General features: G+C 62.3%; 14 protein-coding genes. 10 read left to right on the plus strand and 4 right to left on the minus strand.

The features are described 5' to 3' along the window. Window positions 1–119: 119 nt before the first annotated feature. From B0E48_RS08445 to B0E48_RS08460, 4 genes are all read left to right on the plus strand, one after another. Entirely contained in the window at window positions 120–1,697 is a 1,578-nt protein-coding gene (locus B0E48_RS08445; protein ID WP_077517721.1) for a sulfotransferase, read from the plus strand. 193 nt (window positions 1,698–1,890) lie between these two features. Beyond that, a complete protein-coding gene (locus B0E48_RS08450) occupies window positions 1,891–3,468 on the plus strand; it encodes a sulfotransferase (RefSeq protein WP_077517722.1) in 1,578 nt (525 codons plus the stop codon). Between the two features lie 211 nt (window positions 3,469–3,679). Then, window positions 3,680–4,363, plus strand: a complete 684-nt coding sequence (locus B0E48_RS08455) for a hypothetical protein (RefSeq protein WP_139350216.1) — start codon at window positions 3,680–3,682, stop codon at window positions 4,361–4,363. Window positions 4,364–4,468: 105 nt separating this feature from the next. Beyond that, window positions 4,469–5,794 carry an amidohydrolase family protein gene (locus B0E48_RS08460; protein ID WP_168170322.1) on the plus strand — a complete coding sequence of 442 codons (1,326 nt, stop codon included), beginning with the start codon at window positions 4,469–4,471 and terminating at the stop codon, window positions 5,792–5,794. A gap of 52 nt (window positions 5,795–5,846) precedes the next feature. On the opposite strand, the gene B0E48_RS08465 is transcribed toward B0E48_RS08460, so the two are convergent. Beyond that, window positions 5,847–7,901 carry an EAL domain-containing protein gene (locus B0E48_RS08465; RefSeq protein ID WP_168170323.1) on the minus strand — a complete coding sequence of 685 codons (2,055 nt, stop codon included), beginning with the start codon at window positions 7,899–7,901 and terminating at the stop codon, window positions 5,847–5,849. Between the two features lie 271 nt (window positions 7,902–8,172). Between B0E48_RS08465 and B0E48_RS08470 the strand changes: the two genes are divergently transcribed. Both B0E48_RS08470 and bla read left to right on the plus strand, forming a co-directional pair. Next, window positions 8,173–8,877, plus strand: a complete 705-nt coding sequence (locus tag B0E48_RS08470) for a glutathione S-transferase N-terminal domain-containing protein (protein ID WP_077518352.1) — start codon at window positions 8,173–8,175, stop codon at window positions 8,875–8,877. Between the two features lie 131 nt (window positions 8,878–9,008). Continuing rightward, window positions 9,009–9,881: a class A beta-lactamase gene (gene bla, locus B0E48_RS08475; RefSeq protein ID WP_077517726.1), complete on the plus strand. Its 873-nt coding sequence runs from the start codon at window positions 9,009–9,011 to the stop codon at window positions 9,879–9,881. 12 nt (window positions 9,882–9,893) lie between these two features. Here the strand turns inward: bla and B0E48_RS08480 are convergent, their stop codons facing one another. After that, window positions 9,894–12,080 (minus strand): penicillin acylase family protein, encoded by a 2,187-nt coding sequence (locus tag B0E48_RS08480; protein WP_077517727.1) that lies wholly within the window; start codon window positions 12,078–12,080, stop codon window positions 9,894–9,896. A gap of 372 nt (window positions 12,081–12,452) precedes the next feature. Here B0E48_RS08480 and B0E48_RS08485 point away from each other — a divergent pair, with 372 nt between their 5' ends. The 4 genes from B0E48_RS08485 to B0E48_RS08500 all read left to right on the plus strand — a co-directional run bounded on the left by B0E48_RS08485 (window position 12,453) and on the right by B0E48_RS08500 (window position 16,875). After that, entirely contained in the window at window positions 12,453–13,139 is a 687-nt protein-coding gene (locus B0E48_RS08485; RefSeq protein ID WP_254423903.1) for a methylamine utilization protein, read from the plus strand. A 22-nt stretch (window positions 13,140–13,161) separates the two neighbouring features. Further along, on the plus strand, window positions 13,162–15,516 hold the full coding sequence (locus tag B0E48_RS08490; RefSeq protein ID WP_168170324.1) for an EAL domain-containing protein: 2,355 nt from the start codon (window positions 13,162–13,164) through the stop codon (window positions 15,514–15,516). A gap of 92 nt (window positions 15,517–15,608) precedes the next feature. Next, on the plus strand, window positions 15,609–16,433 hold the full coding sequence (locus B0E48_RS08495; protein WP_077517730.1) for a DUF3034 family protein: 825 nt from the start codon (window positions 15,609–15,611) through the stop codon (window positions 16,431–16,433). A 1-nt stretch (window position 16,434) separates the two neighbouring features. Next, a complete protein-coding gene (locus B0E48_RS08500; RefSeq protein WP_168170325.1) occupies window positions 16,435–16,875 on the plus strand; it encodes a group 1 truncated hemoglobin in 441 nt (146 codons plus the stop codon). Between the two features lie 131 nt (window positions 16,876–17,006). Here the strand turns inward: B0E48_RS08500 and B0E48_RS08505 are convergent, their stop codons facing one another. Together B0E48_RS08505 and B0E48_RS08510 are read right to left on the minus strand one after the other, a co-directional pair. Then, complete coding sequence (locus B0E48_RS08505; RefSeq protein WP_139350217.1) at window positions 17,007–17,843, minus strand: DUF4097 family beta strand repeat-containing protein; 837 nt, start codon at window positions 17,841–17,843, stop codon at window positions 17,007–17,009. Between the two features lie 178 nt (window positions 17,844–18,021). After that, window positions 18,022–19,470: a DUF692 family multinuclear iron-containing protein gene (locus B0E48_RS08510; protein WP_168170326.1), complete on the minus strand. Its 1,449-nt coding sequence runs from the start codon at window positions 19,468–19,470 to the stop codon at window positions 18,022–18,024.

Consider the following 19,470-nt stretch of genomic DNA (forward strand, 5'->3'; position numbering starts at 1 on the left):
TTTCTCGAGCTGGATCTCAGCCCGATGTTGTTCGTCCGCTTCCGACATGCTGAACAGCCAAGGGTTTGCCATCGGGCATAATCGTCGGGGCACAATCTGCTTTCCCGCTAAGGCATCGCATGTCTGACTCAAACAAGCTCCTTGCCGAGGCCACGGCGGTGTACAAGCAGGGGAACTATCGTCAGGCATTTGATCTGGCGAAGACCCTGCTGCCGGTGGCTCCGGATCATGCGGGGCTGCATTACCTGATCGGGCTTGCCGCACTCGGCCTGAAGGAGATGCCGCAGGCAGTGAAGTACCTGCTAAGGGCGGTGACACTGGATCCTCTGCGTGGCGAGTATGCGGCGCAATTTGCGAAGGTACTTTCCCTGGTCAACCAGCAAGCCGTGGCACTGGCTCTCGTGGACCGGAGCCTGACCCTGTCGCCACTCGACCCAACGACACTGGATACCCTCGGGTTCGTGCTCGCGCGCGCCAATGAACATGAGCGTGCACGGACTCTTTACACGCGTGCGGTCGCGCAGGATCCATCCCGCGTCGACCTTCATCACCATCTCGCGAAATCGTTGATGTTCCTGGGCAAGCTGGACGAAGCGGAACAAGAAATGGAAACCTGCCTCGATCTGGCGCCGCAGTCGTGGGAGATCCATCTGACGTTGTCGCATCTGCGTACGCAGACCGTGGCGAGCAATCATCTGGAGCGCTTGCAGTCGTTGTTGCCGAAGAGTGCAGGCAACCTTATCGCGCAGATACATCTGCATCTGGCACTGTTCAAGGAATACGAGGATCTGGCCGACTATCCCAGGGCATTCGAGCACCTTGCCATCGGCAAGGCCGCGGGAAAAGTAGGACGGGACTATTCACGCGAGCGCCAGGAGGCCCTGTTCGCGGCGCTGACCCAGGCGTTGCCGAACCCGGAGACTGCTGCCGCCGGCTTTCCTACCGACGAACCCATCTTCGTCATCGGCATGCCACGTTCGGGCACGACCCTGGTCGAGCGCATCATTTCCAACCATCCGGATGTGCATTCTGCTGGCGAACTGAATAACTTTCCGGTCGCGTTCAAGCAGCTATCAGGCAGTCGCTCACGGCTCCTGCTTGATCCGGAAACCATCGACTGTGTGCCCAACCTTGACTGGCGACGGCTGGGCGAGGCCTATCTCGCCGGTACCCGACCTGCGACGGGCCACAAGCCCCATTTCATCGACAAGCTTCCGCACAATTTTCTTTATGCGGGCTTTATTGCCCAGGCGCTGCCGCAGGCAAAGATCATCTGCCTGCGGCGTGATCCGATGGATACCTGCCTTGGTAATTTTCGTCAGCTTTTCGCGCTGAAGTCGACCAACTACGACTACTCGTTCGACCTGCTCGACACCGGCCACTACTACGTCCTGTTTGATCGCCTGATGGCGCATTGGCAGCAGCTTTTTCCGGGACGCATCCTGGAAGTGGATTACGAGATGCTGGTGGACTCGCAAGAGGCGAGTTCGCGCCAATTGCTGGAGTTCTGCGGCTTGCCCTGGGACGATGCCTGCCTGCGTTTCGAGGACAATCCGGCACCTGTCGCCACGGCGAGTGTCGTGCAGGTGCGCAAGCCCATGTACCGCAGTTCCCTGAAGCGCTGGAAACACTACGAAGCGCAAACGGCCGACCTGCAGAAGCTGTTGATCGACGCGGGTATTGCACTCAGCCCATAGCTCGCCATGCGGCAAGTTGTTTTTCTTTCTTTACCTTGGCGTAAACATGCATGGCGAGAAAGACATTGTGCTTTTCTTAAGCTGGATTTCGCCCTGATGTTGCTCAACCACACCCGACATGTTGAGCAGCTGCAATGGCTTGTCATCGGGCATAATCATCGGGGTGCAACCTACTGTAACGATAAGGCACCGCATGTCTGACCCAAACAAGCTCTTTGCCGAGGCCACGGCGGTGTACAACCAAGGGAACCATCGCCAGGCATTTGATCTGGCGAAGACCCTGCTGCCGGTGGCTCCGGATCATGCGGGGCTGCACTACCTGATCGGGCTTGCCGCACTCGACCTGAAGGAGATGCCAACGGCAGTGAAGTACCTGCAAAGGGCGGTGAAACTGGATCCTCTGCGTGGCGAGTATGCGGCGCAATTTGCGAAGGTACTTTCCCTGGTCAACCAGCAAGCCGTGGCGCTGGCTGTCGTGGACCGGACGCTGACCTTGTCGCCACTCGACCCAACGACGCTGGATACCCTCGGGGTCGTGCTCTCGCGCGCGAATGAACATGAGCGCGCACGGGTTCTTTACGCGCGCGCGGCGGCGCAGGAGCCATCCCGCGTCGACCTTCATTACAACCTCTCCAAATCATTGATGTGCCTGGGCAAGCTGGACGAAGCGGAACAGGAAATGGAAGCCTGCATCGAGCTGGCACCGCAGTCGTGGGGGATCCACCTGACGTTGTCGTATCTGCGCACGCAGACCGCGACGAACAATCATCTGGAGCGCTTGCAGTCGTTGTTGCCGAAGAGTGCAGGCAACCTTATCGCGCAGATACATCTGCATCTGGCACTATTCAAGGAATACGAGGATCTGGCCGACTATCCCAGGGCATTCGAGCACCTTGCCATCGGCAAGGCCGCGGGAAAAGTAGGACGGGACTATTCACGCGAGCGCCAGGAGGCCCTGTTCGCGGCGCTGACCCAGGCGTTGCCGAACCCGGAGACTGCTGCCGCCGGCTTTCCTACCGACGAACCCATCTTCGTCATCGGCATGCCACGTTCGGGCACGACCCTGGTCGAGCGCATCATTTCGAACCACCCTGATGTGCACTCGGCTGGCGAGCTGCATAACTTCCCAGTCACGTTCAAGCAGCTATCAGGCAGTCGCTCACGGCTCCTGCTTGATCCGGAAACCATCGACTGTGTGCCCAACCTTGACTGGCGACGGCTGGGCGAAGCCTATCTCGCCGGTACCCGACCTGCGACGGGCCACAAGCCTCATTTCATCGACAAGCTTCCGCACAATTTTCTTTATGCGGGCTTTATTGCCCAGGCGCTGCCGCAGGCAAAGATCATCTGCCTGCGGCGTGATCCGATGGATACATGCCTCAGCAATTTTCGCCAGCTATTTGCGCTGGAGTCGAGCAACTATGACTACTCGTTCGACCTGCTCGACACCGGCCATTACTACGTCCTGTTTGATCGCCTGATGGCGCATTGGCAGCAGCTTTTTCCGGGACGCATCCTGGAAGTGGATTACGAGACGCTGGTGGAGTCGCAGGAGGCGAGTTCGCGCCAATTGCTGGAGTTCTGCGGCTTGCCCTGGGACGATGCCTGCCTGCGTTTCGAGGACAATCCGGCACCTGTCGCCACGGCGAGTGTCGTGCAGGTGCGCAAGCCCATGTACCGCAGTTCCCTGAAGCGCTGGAAACACTACGAAGCGCAAACGGCCGACCTGCAGAAGCTGTTGACCGAAGCGGGCATTGTGCTCAGCCCATAATTTGCCATGCAGCAAGTCGTTGGAGATGCTGTATTCCTTATGCCAGGCACCATACCTCCAGTCGCGGAATTCAGACTCATTGCCACAGATCGCTCAAGGACCGTTTCTCGGCTGTTCGAATCTGCGGTATCTTGCGGGCAGGCTGGGGAGTCAACGAGCTGATGCTGCACGGTCCATCCGTTGATCGAGTGCGATCCTGACAGGAGTCAGCATGAAAAAGTCCATGCTCGAATGTGTGCTGCTCAGTTCAAGTCTGTACCTGTTGTGCCTCCCGGCGTCGGCCCAAGAGAGCTTGCCTGGCGTGACGGTGACCGCGCCGGCGTACTCATCGCAACACGGCGGCTACCTGATCTCCGGCGATTTCAAGGTCGATCCGCGCATGCCTTCGGTGGTGTTCCCGGCACAGGCGCTGGTGAAGAACGACATCCTGAGCATCGAGCCGATCCATCTGCAGGACGACGAATACCTGGTGCTGCAGGAATGCGCATCAGCCGACTGCCACGAGGCTTCGCTGGTCCGCTTCTGGAGTTCGAGCAATATAGGTGGCGACGATGCGCGACACAATCGGGTCCAGATCACCCACGAGAACAAGTATTTCATCTGGCTCAAGCGGCTGCCGGAAGTCTCCGGCAGGAGCTGCGGCCAGGGCACGTTCCTCGGTTATAACCAAACCGTCAGTTGCGGTGGCCACTTCGCCAGTTTTCAGCAGATCAGCCCGCCCCTGATGCTGATTCCGGAAGGCGATCTGGCTGCATTTCACCAGGACGATCTGCAGAAATCCATTCAGGCCGATCCCGTGCACGTGGCGCAGCAGACGCATGAAGGCTCCACCTACGTGGTGACCTATGAAGGCGGTAGCACGGTGCGCATCCGTCGCATGCACGCGACACAATGAGTTAGTGCCTTGAGAGGGCGGAGCGGGTCGCGCCTTTTCCGAGGCTTCGCGCAAACAGCGGCCTCACCAGTTTCATTGGCACCATCTGGAATGGGCAGAGAACAAATGTCGGCAAGTGTCTTCATGCGACGCATGGCGCTGCTGTTGTCCATGCTGGCTGCGCCGGTGCTTGCCACCGAGCCGCATTTGCTGCTGACCCACGCCACGATCATCGACGGCACCGGGACGCCGGCGCAGCCGCACATGACCATCGAGATCAAGGGCGAGCGCATCGCAGGGATCTATCCCGATGCCAGCCGTCCGGTGCCGGACGGCACACGGGTGGAAGACCTGAGTGGACGTTATGTCATCCCGGGCCTGATCGATGCGCACGTGCACCTCACCGGTGCCGAGCCGGATTTCGCGCACTACCAGCCGCATCTGCAGGCGCTGCTGCGCGGTGGCGTCACCGCGATCCGCGACATGGCCGGTGACGATCGTCTGCTGGCCTATCTCGCGGCGCAGGCAAATTCGGATGCCCTGGCTTCGCCGGACATTTTCTACGTGGCGTTGATGGCCGGCCCGACGTTCTTTGCCGAAGACGCGCGCGCACAGGAAGCGTCCGCCGGCGAGCCGCTGGGCCAAGCGCCATGGATGCAGGCAATGACCCCGACCACCGATATCCCGCTTGCCGTGGCCGAAGCAAAGGGCACCGGGGCGACAGCACTCAAGCTGTATGCCAACCTGCCTGCAAGCCTGGTTGCGAAGATCACGGCGGAAGCGCATCGGCAAGGTCTGCGCGTATGGACACATGCGACGATTTTTCCGGCCACGCCAGGTGATGCGGTGGCTGCTGGCGTCGACACGATTTCACATAGCCCGTATCTGGTGTGGGAGGCGGCGCCGAAGGTGCCGGATGATTACCGCGGACGTGCCATGGGCGATTTCGCACATATCCGGCCCGACTCGCCGCAAATCCTGGCGCTGTTCAAGGCGATGAAACAGCACGGCACGATCCTCGACGCCACGCTGCTGCCGTTCGTCGACGAAGCACAGCAGCACTCGAAAAATGTGGGTGTCGGCATCATGCCGTGGAGCTATGCGGTCACCCGGCTGGCGCACCAGCAAGGCGTGCTGATCGACGTGGGCACCGACAGCTCGGGGCTTCCAGCCGATGCGCATGGGCCGGAGTTGCATGCGTTGCCGTCGGTGCACGCGGAAATGGCCTTGCTGGTCGAGCATGGCGGCTTCACCCCGATCGAGGCGATCCAGGCCGCCACGCAAGTCAGCGCGGCGGCGATGGGGCAGACGACGCTACGCGGCACGATCACGGTCGGCAAGCGCGCCGACCTTGTCGTGCTGACGGCCGATCCGACACGCGATATCCACAACACCGGCAAGATCGCCTTCGTGCTCAAGAATGGGCAAACCTACCTGCCGGACGGTGGTTGAGGTTTCGGCAGTCCGCAGACATCAGGTTGCCGTTTCGCCGCTGCATTGATCATCAACACGGCACTTGGTCGGTGATATCCACTACGCCGAGGTGGCGCAGCAGTTCGTTCTTCTCCATCGGCCTGGCGAAGAAAAACCCCTGGGCGACATCGCAACCGATTTCCTTCAGCCACGTCGCCTGGGCTTCCGATTCGACGCCTTCGGCCACGGTCTCCAGATGCAGCTTCTTGGACAGCGCCACGATCGCTTCGGTGATCTCGCGGTCTTCGCGGTTCAGCGAGCTGCCCTGGATGAAGGACTGGTCGATCTTCACCGTGCCGGTCGGCAGCTGACGCAGGTAGCTCAGGCTCGAGTAGCCGGTGCCGAAATCGTCGATCGAGAGCAGGAAGCCCTTCTGGCGCAATTGCCGCAGTTGCCGCAACGTGACCTCGGGGTTGTGCATGGCCGTGGATTCGGTGATCTCGAAGCGGATGCGCGCGGGGTCGATGCCGTTGAACACGACGGTTTCGTGCACGTTGTCCGCGAACATGGGCTCGCGCAACTCCTGCGGCGACAGGTTGATGGCGACGTACGGGGGTTCGAAACCGCGTGCCTTCCAGCATTTCAGATGTTCGATGACGGTTTGCAACACATGGGCGTCGAGCGCTGCGACCAAGCCTGCGCGTTCCGCGATCGGCACGAAAATCGTGGGGCTGATCATGCCGCGCGTCGGGTGGTTCCAGCGCGCGAGTGCTTCCAGGCCGGCGAGCTTGCCCGTGCGCAAATCGTTTTGCGGCTGGTAGTGCACGTCGATCGCACCCAGGTGCAGCGCTTCGCGCAGCTCCTGCGACAGGGTCAGGCGCTCGCGAGCAAGCGTGTGCATGCTGCGCTCGAAGAAGCGGAAGCCCGATTTGCCGAGTTCCTTGACGGTGTACATGGCGGTATCCGCATTGCGCATCAGGGTGTCGGCGTCCTCGCCATCGGCGGGCGCCACGGCTACGCCGATACTCGGCGATACGGTCACCGTGTGCCCGGCGACCACGACCGGCCGCGACACCAGGTCCAGCACTTGCTGGCAGATCGCATTCAGATTGTCGGTGTTGCGGTAGGCGCGTAGCACCAGCACGAATTCGTCGCCGCCAAATCGCGCGACGATGTCGCGTTCGCGCACACTTGCGCGCAGCGCATGGGCGACCGAACGCAGAAATTCGTCGCCGGCATGATGGCCGAACGAGTCATTGATCGCCTTGAAACCGTCGAGGTCGACGAACAGCACGGCGATGGGTTCGCGCGAATCCTTGAGCAGCTGTCGCAGCGTATCCAGCAGGTAGGTGCGGTTCGGCAGGCCGGTCAATCCGTCGTGGAAGGCCTGGAAGGTGAGCGCATTCTGCGCGCGCGTGAGTGCGGCATCCATGCGCGATTCCCGGCGTTGGATGCGCTGGCGCAGCACCGCCATCGACAGGGTGAACAGCAGCATGCAGAGCGAGATGATCGCGATGATCAGGCCCAGCCATCGACCATGCAGGGCGCTGTTCGTGCTGAGGCACCACGACCCGAAGGGAAACTCGGCGGCCGACATCGCCAGATAATGCATGCCGGCAATCGAACAACCCATCAGGGTGGCTGCGACCCAGCGCAGTGTGGCGCGATAGGTGCGCTGGCGATCGCTGGTGACGCGCATCGCGACCCCGAGGGCCACGGTGGATCCCGCGATCGCGAACAGCACCGAGAGCGCCACCCGCCAGTAGTTCCACACGATGCCCGGATCCATGCGCATCGCGAACATGCCGGTGTAGTGCATCGCGCCGATGCCGCCGCCAAGCAGCACTCCGCACAGCAGCAGTCGCCAGGGTGGCATCGCGCCGTGCGAGACCATCCACATGACCGCACCTGCAGCGACGACGATCGGTGCCACGGACAGCAGGGTCAGCCAGGCGTCGTATCCCAGCGGTGTGCCAATGTCGAAAGCGAGCATGCCGATGAAATGCATCGACCAGACGCCAATACCCATGGTCAGCGCGCCGAGCAGCAGCCAGCCGAATGCCTCCGTACCCCGGCTGCGCGCCAGATGGCGGGCGACGCTGAACGAAACGTAGGAATCCAGGGTAGCGATGACCAGGGAGGTCATAACCAGCCAAAAATTGTAAGACGCGGTCAACACGGCGTATTCCTTGAATACAGGGCGGCAAGGCAGCTGTGACGCCAGCAGCGTCAGTGCTGCCGGAACCAAGGGCGATACCATGCAAGAGCGATGCCCAGGCGCAGTTTCAAGACGGGACCGCGATGGGGTTGCCAGGGTCTCCAGGCCAATCGGCAAGACCCGGGCATTCTTTCAGCCGTGTTGAACGCATCCGCAGAACAACCTACCTTCGACGATCCCCGTGCCGCAGGAGCAAGCCGTGCCCCATCTGTCCGATTTCCCGATCACCTCACGCTGGCCGGCACGACATCCCGAGCGCATCCAGCTCTATTCGCTCAACACGCCGAACGGCGTGAAGGTGTCGATCATGCTGGAGGAGACGGGACTGCCCTACGAGCCGCACCTCGTCGACATCATGAAGGACGAAAGCCATACGCCCGAGTTCCTGTCGCTCAACCCCAACGGCAAAATCCCCGCGATCATCGATCCGGATGGCCCTGGCGGCGAGCCGCTCGGCTTGTTCGAGTCGGGCGCGATCCTGCTGTATCTGGCGGACAAGAGCGGCCAGTTCATTCCGGCCGATCCGGCGCCGCGCTGGGAGACGATCCAGTGGGTGTTCTTCCAGATGGCGTCGATCGGGCCGATGTTCGGCCAGGTGGGGTTTTTCAACAAATTTGCCGGCAAGGAGTATGCGGATAAACGTCCACTCGAGCGCTACGTTGCCGAATCGAAGCGATTGCTGGGTGTGCTCGATGCTCGGCTGAAAGGCCGCCGCTGGATCATGGGCGACGACTATACGATCGCCGACATCGCCACGCTCGGCTGGGTCAACAACCTCATCACGTTCTACGAAGCACGCGACATCGTGGCGTACGACAGCTTCAGCAATGTTGTCGCATGGCTTGAGCGTGGACTGGCTCGCCCGGCGGTGCAGCGCGGATTGAAAATTCCCAGCCGGAGTTGATGCCGTCGCGTGACGTGGTTGCCCCGGTATTGCCTCATCGCTTGCTACGAAAAGCCTTCGCCGGCGACTAGGGTGGGTGAGCTCGCGCACGCGGTGTGCCGACTTTCTGCTGCCAACCCAAAGGTGATCCCATGAACCGTCGAAATCTGCTGAAAGGCGCCGTGGCAGGTGCTTCGGCGCTTGTTCTTCGCCCCACCTTTTCACTGGCTGCCAGCATGGATGGAGCTCAGGCGCGGCTGGCTGCGCTGGAGCGCCAGCATGGCGGCCGACTGGGCGTAGCCATTCTTGATACCGGCAACGGGCGCCGCATCGGGCATCGCGCCGACGAGCGCTTTCTGATGTGCAGCACGTTCAAGCTGCTGGCCGTGGCAGCGGTGCTGGCGCGCGTCGATCGCGAGGCGGAGCGGCTGGATCGACGTATCGTCTTCGACCAGGAGGCGGTGCTGGCGTACGCGCCGGTAACCAGTCATCGCGTGGGTGCGCCAGGCATGACGGTGGCCGAGCTGTGTCAGGCAGCCATCACGGTGAGCGACAACACCGCGGCCAATCTGCTGCTGACGAGCCTGGGCGGCCCGACCGCGGTTACTGCTTATGTACGCAGCCTCGGTGACGGGGTGACTCGACTCGACCGGATCGAGCCCGAACTCAACGTGGCCAGTCCGGGTGATCTGCGAGATACCACCACGCCAAGTGCCATGCTGGCGGACCTGTCTACGTTGCTGCTGGGTGATGCGCTGTCCGCGGCGTCACGCGAGCAACTGGCTGCGTGGCTGCGTGCCACCAGCACAGGCACCGAACAGCTGCGCGCCGGCATGCCAGCCGGCTGGCGGGTCGGCGACAAGACCGGCAGTGGCGCCCAGCGTGAAACCAACGATATCGCCATCATCTGGCCGCCGCAGCGCAAGCCGCTGTTGGTGACGGCCTATTACGCAGGGTCGGCGGCGTCCAACGACGAACGTCATGCCGTGCTGGCTGAGGTCGGTCGCATCGCGGCATCGATCTGACCCCGTGCGTGGTCAGTCACCTTGTGCACCCGGATGATAGACACGCTCGGTATGCCCCACGAGTTGTTCCGGCCAGAAGTAGACCGTGCGCAGGTTGCCGGTGGTGTAGCGCTCGGCCTCGTCGTCGAAATGTTTTGAATCCGGGTGGCCGCTCTCGCCACCGGCGGTAATCGCACGAGCGTGCACCTTGGGGCCGAACTCGACCACGGCGACGAAGCTGTTGCCGCCGGTGCCGTAGTAGCGCTTCGTGCCCGGCCAGCGATGTGCGCCGAACGAGGCGAGCGAGCCCCAGCGTGACGAGGTGAACGGCACCGGGATGCTCGGTTTGGCATCGTCGAACGGTTGCACCAGGGCGCTATTGATGCGCTGGTAGCGGTTGATCTCGCCCCACGGCACGCCCCAGCTGCCGAAGTCTTTCTGCAGGCGGTCGGACGCTTCGACCAGCGCGCCCAGCCGCGCCTTCGCGCCGGCCTTCTCGGCCATGACGTCATAGATCGACAGACCTTCCGCGGTGTCAGCCTTGTCGACCTCGTCCCACAGGATGTCGCCCCAGAACACGGCGAGCGAGGTCGGCATCGAGGCGATGCCCCAGCGGTAATCCCAATGGCGCAGCAGCGCGATCTGGCCGGCCAGTTTGGTCTTGAGTGGATCGTTGGCCGGAAGCGCGTCGTAGTCGGCGACGAGGATCGGAATCTGCCGCGCAAATGCCGGCAGATAGGAATCGAATGCCGCAGTGATCAGCGACGGCAGCGTGAAGTCGCGCTGGCCGGTCAGCACGCGGGTGGCGTGCAGTCCGCGCGGATTCTCGCCGAAGGTGTCCATGTAGCGCGGGTAATCCGCACGCTTCGGGCTGTAGGGGCCGGCAGCGGAATACGGCCAGTCATTGGTGTTCATGATCCAGCCGTTCGGCGGATTGAGCAGGTGCGGGGCAGCGTCGAGCGGGAGCAGGCCCTGCCAGTCGGTCGCCGGATTGCTGCCGTCGACCGGCTTGGTGTAATCGAAGCGGTCGTCGCGCTTGGGGATGAATTGCGGATGCAGATAGGCGATCTCGCCCTTGTCGTCGGCGAAGATCGTGTTGTTGGACGAGTTCGCCTTGAGCTCGGCGACCTTCATGTAGCTGGCGTAATCGCTGGCCCTGGTGCGCAGCCAGCTTTGTTCGAGCGCTTCCATCGGCTTGTTCATCAGCGCGGTGGCGATCCACTTGCCGTCCAGCGCGCGCACGATCGGGCCGTGGTGCGTCGCGTAGGTGGTGAAGCTGCGTGTAGCCATCGAACCGTCGGCCGCGCGATAGGGAATGTTGACGGTGCGCGTGGTGACCGGCCGGAGTTCCTGGCCGTAGCGATAGAACAGCTTGCCGTCCTGGTGCACGATCGTCTCGGCGAATTCGTCGACCGCATCGAGACCGGTCGAGGTATGCATCCAGCCGATGTGGTGGTTGAAACCCTGGTAGATGAAGAACTGGCCCCAGGTGACCGCGCCATAGGCGTCGAGCCCGGCGTCGCTGGTCATCTGCAATTCCGAGCGGAAGAAGAACGAGGTATGCGGATTGATCAGCAGCAGTGCATGACCGTCGGCGCTGAGCTTGGGCGCAATCGCGATGCCGTTCGATCCGGTCGGCTCCTGCCAGCTCGACGGCGGCGCGACCCGCGCCAGCGCCTGAGGGTTATGCCCGTAGAAGGCTTCGAGCTGGTCCAGCGACACGTCTTCGATATCGCCGCCGATGCTGCCTTCGCTGAAGCTCAGCGCCATCCACGGTTCGAAATGCGCGATGACACGCGGATGCACGTCGGAATGTGTGGCGAGGTAGTAGTTCAGTCCATCGGCCCAGCTGTTCATGAGCGCCTGCAGCCAGCTCGGACTTTTCGCGTACAACGCCTTCAGCGTGACCGGGTCGATGAACAGCTTCATCCGCAGGTCCTGCCAGATCGCGGATTCACCTTCGGCCTCGGCGAGCCGGCCCATCGCGTTGAGGTAGTTGGTCTCGACGCGGTTGAAGTCGTCCTCGGCCTGCGCATAGGCCATGCCGAACACGGCGTCGGCATCGGTCTTGCCATGCACGTGCGCGATACCCCAGTCGTCGCGGGTGATCGTGACCGCCTGCGCCTCGCGCTGCCAGCGTGTTTCATCCGGCGTGCGCGCCTGGGCGGTGCCGATCAGGCCGAGTACCAGCAATCCGGCCACCGGGAGCAAGCGTGCCATGACCGGAGCCATGACTGTGGGAACGAAAAAGGTTGCACGTTTCACGAGGTTCCCTTGGAGATTGGTATCCTGCCTGCAGCCAAGATTGCCTGATTAACCGGGTGACTGCCACGGACACACCAGGGTCCCACATAGCGAGGTCGTGATGACACGGGAGTTGTCTGCGCGATGGCTTTTGTTGACGTACGCCGGGTCGGCTGTGTCACTTTCGGCTCATTTTTGGCAGCACGGGCCATGCCGTGAGCTATCTGCGCGAAGGTTGCGACATAGGCTTCGGCCTTGTGTGTCCACGCATCCGGCCAAGCCGAGCTCAGCTGCAGCTTGATGGCGTATTCTTTGCTTGATCAGGGATTGGTCTTGATGGGGATGGACATGGGGGCAAGACGCGCCGGGCATCGATGGTGGGTGCTGATCTGCCTGTGCTGCATGGCGGTCGCGGCGCAGGCTGCCGATCTGCGCGTGCATGTCATGGATGCGGCAGGCGCGTCGGTCGATGATGCGGTGTTTTCGCTGTACCCGGTGGTCGGCGGCCCGGCGCTGCCGAAGAAAGCGGCCGTGATGGATCAGCGTGGGCTGCGCTTCGTGCCGTTTGTGTTGCCGGTCCAGGCGGGGACCTCGGTGACCTTTCCCAACAGCGACAATGTGCGCCATCACGTCTATTCGTTTTCGCCGGCAAAGCGCTTTGAGTTGCGTCTTTATGCGGGCAACCACGCGTCTGCCGTGGTGTTCGACCAGCCCGGCATCGTGACGCTCGGCTGCAACATCCACGACTGGATGGTCGGTTACGTCTATGTGCTGGACACGCCGTATTTCGCCAAGACCGGCGCTGATGGCATCGCGCACCTGACTGGCCTTCCGGCCGGAACCTATGTGGCGCGTCTGTGGCAGCCACGGATAGATGGCGCAACGCCGATCGTGGTGGAGCAGCAGCTGGTGGTCGGCGAAGCTCCATTGCAGCGCGATTACCATCTGCAACTGCACGCGCCCGACCAGAGCAACATGCCGCCTGCCAATCTCGAGATGGGCCTCGGCGACCGGATGCACACGCATGGAGCTTAGATTTCGCACACGGATGACAGTGATGCTGCTGGGGTTGTTTGTGCTGGTGCAGCTACCCACGTTTTTCGCCTTCTACTACGCGACCCGGCAGAGCGCGGTGACGCAGGCGCAGACACGTCTGGAATCCGGCGCGGGGGTGTTCTCCGATCTCATGCACGCGCACGGCATCCAGCTGCTGGATGCCGTGCAGCTGATCACCAGTGACTTCGGCTTCAAGCAGGCGGTGGCGACCGGCGACACACCGACGATTCATACCGTGCTCTACAACCAGGGGCATCGCATCGCGGCGGACCTGGTCGTGCTGTCCGGGCTTGATGGTCAGGTCGTGGCGAGTCTGGATGGCACGGGCCGGCCATTGCCGGTTGGCGACTGGTCGAGTCTGCTGCATCAGGCCGAGCGCAACCAGCAGTGGTCGACGGTCAGCATGATCGGTGGCAAGCCCTACCAGCTGGTGATCGTGCCGGTGAAGGCGCCGACCCCGATCGCGTGGCTCGGCATGGGTTTCGCCCTTGACGACAAGCTGGCGGGGAGCCTGAAGGAGCAGACACGGCTGGAAGTAAGCTTTCTCGCCCAGCCAGTGCAGGGGCCGACCTGGCTCAGCTCGACCTTGCCGGCGGTGGACCCGATGCAAACCGCATCGCTGTTGACGACGGCACGCACGCCAGCATCTCATGGAACCCCGCAGCTGGTCCGGATGGGACGGGACGACTATTTCACGCTATGGCAGCCATTGCAGGCGGCCGGCAACACGCGCATCGGTGCGGTGCTGCAATTTTCGCGGGATCAGGCGTTGCAGACCTACCGGGCGCTGGAGCGCGAGCTGATCCTGATTGCATTGCTCTCGTTCATTGGATCGCTGGTCGGAGGACTGTGGCTTTCCCGCCATGTCACGCGTCCGGTATCCAACCTCGCTGTGGCCGTGCGACGCATCGAACAGGGTGACTACGCGATGGATGTCGGCGTCGTGCGTGACGATGAGCTCGGTGATCTCGCCGGTAGTTTCAATCGCATGCAGCGCGGCATCGCGCAGCGCGAGCAGCAGATCGCGCACCAGGCTTATCACGACAGCCTGACCTCCTTGCCCAATCGGGCCAGCCTGCAGGTGCAGTTGGACGGGGCGATCGACACCGCGCAGACGAAGAGCCACATGCTGGCCGTGCTGATGCTGGACATCGATCGCTTCAAGGAAATCAACGACACCATGGGCCATGCGATCGGCGATCGCGTGCTGATCGAAATGGGGAAGCGCCTGCGCGCGGGCCTGGAAGGCAACGCCATGCTGGCACGCTTCGGCGGCGATGAATTCGTGGTGTTGATCGAAGGCCGCGACGTCGAACAACTCATGCATGCAGCGAATGCGTTGTCCCAGACCGCGACCTTGCCGATGCGGATCGATTCGATGGAGCTGTTCCTCGACGCAAGCCTGGGCATGGCCGTGTATCCCGAGCACGGTGTCACCGCCGAAGAGCTGCTGCGCCGCGCCGACATCGCCATGTACGACGCCAAGCAGGCGCGCACGCGCATGCAGGTCTACCAGACCGGACGCGATGCGCTGCACCTGTATCGGCTGTCGCTGGTGAACGATCTGCGCCGCGCGATCCCGAATGGCGAACTGGAGCTGTATTACCAACCCAAGCTCAATCTCGGTAGTCGGCAGGTGGGGCATGTCGAGGCGCTCTTGCGCTGGAATCATCCGCAGCATGGGCAGATTCCACCGGATGAATTCATTCCGCTGGCCGAGCACTCAGGCATCATCCGGATGCTTACCGACTGGGTCATGCACGAAGTCATCCGGCAGTGCGCGGCATGGTCTGCACAACAGCTGGATATCGGCATAGCGCTCAACCTGTCGGCGATGGATCTGGGCTGTGGCGATCTGCCGGAACTGCTGTCTGCGCATCTGACGACATATGGGGTGGATCCCGCGCGGATCATCCTGGAGGTGACCGAGACCGCGGTGATGCGCGATGCCGTCTATGCCTTGGAGGTACTCAACCGTCTGCGCGCGTGCGGCGTGAAACTGGCCATCGACGATTTCGGTACCGGCTATTCCTCGCTCTCGCATCTGAAGCGGTTGCCGGTGAACGAGTTGAAGATCGACAAGTCGTTCGTGATGACCATGGCCGACGACAACGACGATGCGGTGATCGTGCGCTCGACGATCGAGCTGGCGCACAACATGGGACTGAAAGTCGTGGCCGAAGGCGTGGAAGATGCGCGCACGCTGGAAATGCTGCGGGGCTATCGCTGCGATGTCGCGCAGGGCTATCTGATCAGCCGTCCGTTGCCGGTCAAGCAGGTGACGGATTGGCTGCTTCACTCGCGCACGGCGGCGTTCGAATCGCTCGACTGGAATACGGCTATGGAAGAAGCATGAGCGGCGCCAGAAGCGTCACACGAAGCCAGGCACAGCATGTTCGGCTGCCCCGTTTTCGTCAGCTCCCGTACTGGCTATTGGCGCTATGCGTCATGCTGCCGATCGCACAGGTCGCGCATGCCGGCGATGGCCGGCTGCTGGCGACCGGCGGCGCCACCCAGGTCGAGGGTTCGGCAGGCGGCGGCCTGGTGCCATGGGCCGTGCTCGCTGGCTACGGTACACGCGACGAATTCGGAGGCACCGCCTACTACACGCAACTGCAGCTGCCGGACTATCGGCTGGACAGCTACGGCGCCGCGTTCACGATCGACAACCGGGTGGAATTCTCGGTGGCGCGCGATCGCTTCGATCTGGGCACCTTGGGCAAGGCCATCGGGATGCCTGGCGCGGCACTGCGGCAGGACATCCTCGGCGTGAAATGGCGGCTGGCCGGCGACCTGGTCTATGGCGACCTGCCGCAGATCAGTATCGGTGCACAGCAAAAGCACGATCTGGATTTCACCATTCCGCAGCTGGCCGGTGCGCGTCACGCTTCGGGAACGGACGTCTATATCGCGGCCACGCGGCTGGTGCTGGGTGGAGCAGGGGGCTATGACCTGCTGTGGAACGTCACGCTGCGTTCGAGCAATGCCAACCAGTTTGGCTTGCTCGGTTTCGGCGGCGACCGCGGTGATCGCCATTGGCTGGCTGAAGGCTCGCTGGCCATGCTGTTCAATCCGAACTGGGCGGTTGGGCTGGAATATCGGCAGAAGCCGGATAACCTCAGCTTTGCGCGCGAAGACCATGCCGCCGATGGCTTCCTGGCCTGGTTTCCGAACAAGCGGTTGGCGCTGGTGGCGGCGTATGTCGACCTGGGTTCGATTGCAGGCCTGGATCGCCAGCGTGGATGGTATCTATCGCTGCAGGGGAGCCTTTGACATGGCGACGTGGTTGTCTCGATTCCTGATTTCCGCTGCGTTGCTCGGCATGCTGTCGGCCTGTTCGACGGGGCCGGCACGTGCGCCTGCGACCCTGTATGACCAGCTCGGTGGCGAGCAGGGCATTGCCGCGCTGACCGATGCCGCGCTCGATCACTATGCGGCTGACCCGCGGGTGGCGCCGGCTTTCGCGCATGCCGATATCGGCCGCTTCCGCCGCATGTTCGCCCAGTATCTCTGTCAGGTTGCCGACGGCCCCTGTCACTACACCGGCGACAGCATGGCGGACGTCCATCGCGGCATGAACGTGAGCGAGACCCAGTTCAATGCGGTGGTCGAGGGCCTGACTGCGTCCATGACCTCGCTGCACATCTCCGTGCGGGTGCAGAACCGGTTACTCAGGCGGCTGGCGCCAGAACGCGGCGATGTGATCTACAAATAGGCGCCAGGAAATTGGCGCCTGGATGATCCGTGCCGGCGCTCGTGCTTTGACTATATCCAGCACAGGTACGCCAAGTGCACCGGTATTGCGCCATGCGACGTCAGCCTTGCCCAAGGTCAGTGTGCTTCAACTCACTCATCGTCACTCTTCGGCACGCTGACCTTGCCTTTGACGTTCGTGTAGTGAACGTCACCGCTGCCGTTGGCGCCCACAGTGAAATTGCCGCCGATGCCATTGGCATTGACGTCGCCGGAGCCGGTGCTGCCAACTTTGGCGTCACGGCCGATGTCGTTGAGCGTGATGTCGCCGGAACCGGTGGCACCGACGTTGACGTTGCCGCTCACATTGCTGAAAACCAGATCGCCGGAGCCGGCATGATCTGCCTGGATGTCACCCTGTACCCCGTCGACGCGCACGTCGCCGGAGCCGGTTTCGTGCAGATCGACACTGCCGACGTGCCGGGCCTTCGCATCGGCCGAGCCGAGTTTCAGGGTCAGGGCGCCCGCGATGTGATCCGCGACGAGATCACCTGAGCCGGAATTGAAATCCAGTGATGCGAGGTTGGCGGCGTTGACGTCGCCGGAACCGCTGTCGACGCTGATCGCCAGCGTTGCTGGCACGCGCACCTGCAATTTCAGATAAGCGTAGCTGGAGCCGAACAGGCTGAACGTATTTTCATGGTGATTGTTCTGGACTGCCACGGCAGCACGGTCGCCGTTGCGGCTGGTGCCAATCTGCACATCCTTCAGCCATGCCGCATCCGAAGCGCAGGCGGTGCCGCGCACCTCGATCCTGGTCAGGCCTGGCGTGCTCTGTATATCCAGGTCGGTGGAACCCAGTTTCAGCAGCAGGCTGTTCAGCCCAGCGGCATCGAGATCGGCATTGCGCGGTTCGCTGTAACGGCATTCCATCGCGCTGGCCGCGAGCGGCAGCGTGGTCAACAACAAGGCAAGAAGGGCTTTACGCACGGCGTCTACTCCAGGTGGGCAACATCCGTCAGATGCGCAAGGGGCGCTCAGCGTTTATACGTGATGTGCAGACAGGTCCGATAGCGGCTTGATGCGTGGCTTGTCGCCGGCACAGGCGGTGCCGGCGATCCTTGCATCCCGCAGGCTGCCGCGAGAATCCTGCTGTTCATGATGGTATCTAAGCGGAGGAGACGCGCATGGTGCTGCGAACGCTGGGCAATTCGGCTGGTGCACGGCCTTCATCGAGTGCCGAGAGGATGGCGGTCGGATCGGTCGACCAGACCAGATCGGTAGAGGTGGGGCGGATGGTGGCGCGCACCAGCGCATGCTCGAACGCCACGACTTCGGACAGATAAGGTATTCGTGACAGCACGTCGGGATGGTCCAGAAGAAAGCTGGCGAAATGATCCGCTTCGATCGCTGCATACGTCTCCGGCGTCTGCTGTGCGAAGTAGGCGTCGAGCAGGGCAAGTGTCTCCCGCATGCCCATCGCAACCAGCAACAGCGTCGTCGTGTAGCGAAGCGAGCGGCTCAGGTTGGAGCGACGGGCGTCGTTGATCAACTCCCGAAACACGCGAATGCCAGGATCGTGAGACAGCTCCGTGAAACGTGGCGCGCACTCTTTGTCACCGCGAATCGCAGCGGCGAGAGACGCTTCCCAGGCCGCCACCTCTTCGTGATCCGCCGCATGATCCCGGTCAGCGCAAGCAGTCAGTCTGGTTGTGACGGCATCATTTGCTACGACCGTGCGTGCCGGACGTAATAGCCACAGTTCATCCAGTGCAGCAAGCTGCCGACGCACGCCATCGATGCCGATATTTGGCAAATGCTGGGGCAGGATCTCGAACACGATCGCTCCGAGATTTGGTAGCCGCGGAATGATCTGCGCTGCGAGCTCGTAAACGCCCGCGGGGACGACATCGCTGTGTGCGTCGAGCCAGTAGCCCTGGAACGCCATGCCACCGGCCAGATGCAACTCCCATACCCGATCAAGCGGCAGCTTCGCGATCACGTCCAGCACTCGCCCGCGACCATTCTTTTCGTTGCACCAGAGATTGTGCAGATCAAGCACGATTCCGCACTCGGCCTGCGCCGCGACGGCGCCGAAGTACGCGCCGTCATCGATCTCGTCGTCTCGCCGCTGCAGGTAATTGACGCCGGTCTCGAATGCGAAGGGTCGTTTGGTGGCCTGCGCGTATTTTTCGATATTGAGCACAGCCTGATGCACGCCTGCTGGCGACTGCCGTGGTGGAAGCAGGAAGCCGGCTTCCTGACAGGTCCCGTCGCAGACTGTGCGGTTGAAGCTCAGATGCTCGCTAATCCAGACGGGATCGAGCAGGTCGATGGCGGACTTCAGTGGCGCGAGATATTCAACCGGATCGTCGACCGTTCCACCTATCGGCTGTCCGACGCCGTGCAGGAGCTTGGCCTGTGGATACTGCGCGATCTGTTGCAACAGCGCGTCGTTGGGTCGGTAGTGGTCGCCCTCGGACCCTCTGACTTTCTCCCAATACGCCTGCGGTTCGACTTCGAGGGCACCGACTGATGCGGTGTCCTCGAAGACGGCGGCGAGTTCAGGCCAATAGACCAGCCCTACGCCCAGTTCACGCACGGCGCTTATGCGCAT

This window comes from Rhodanobacter sp. C03, assembly GCF_002001175.1.
Classification (GTDB): domain Bacteria; phylum Pseudomonadota; class Gammaproteobacteria; order Xanthomonadales; family Rhodanobacteraceae; genus Rhodanobacter.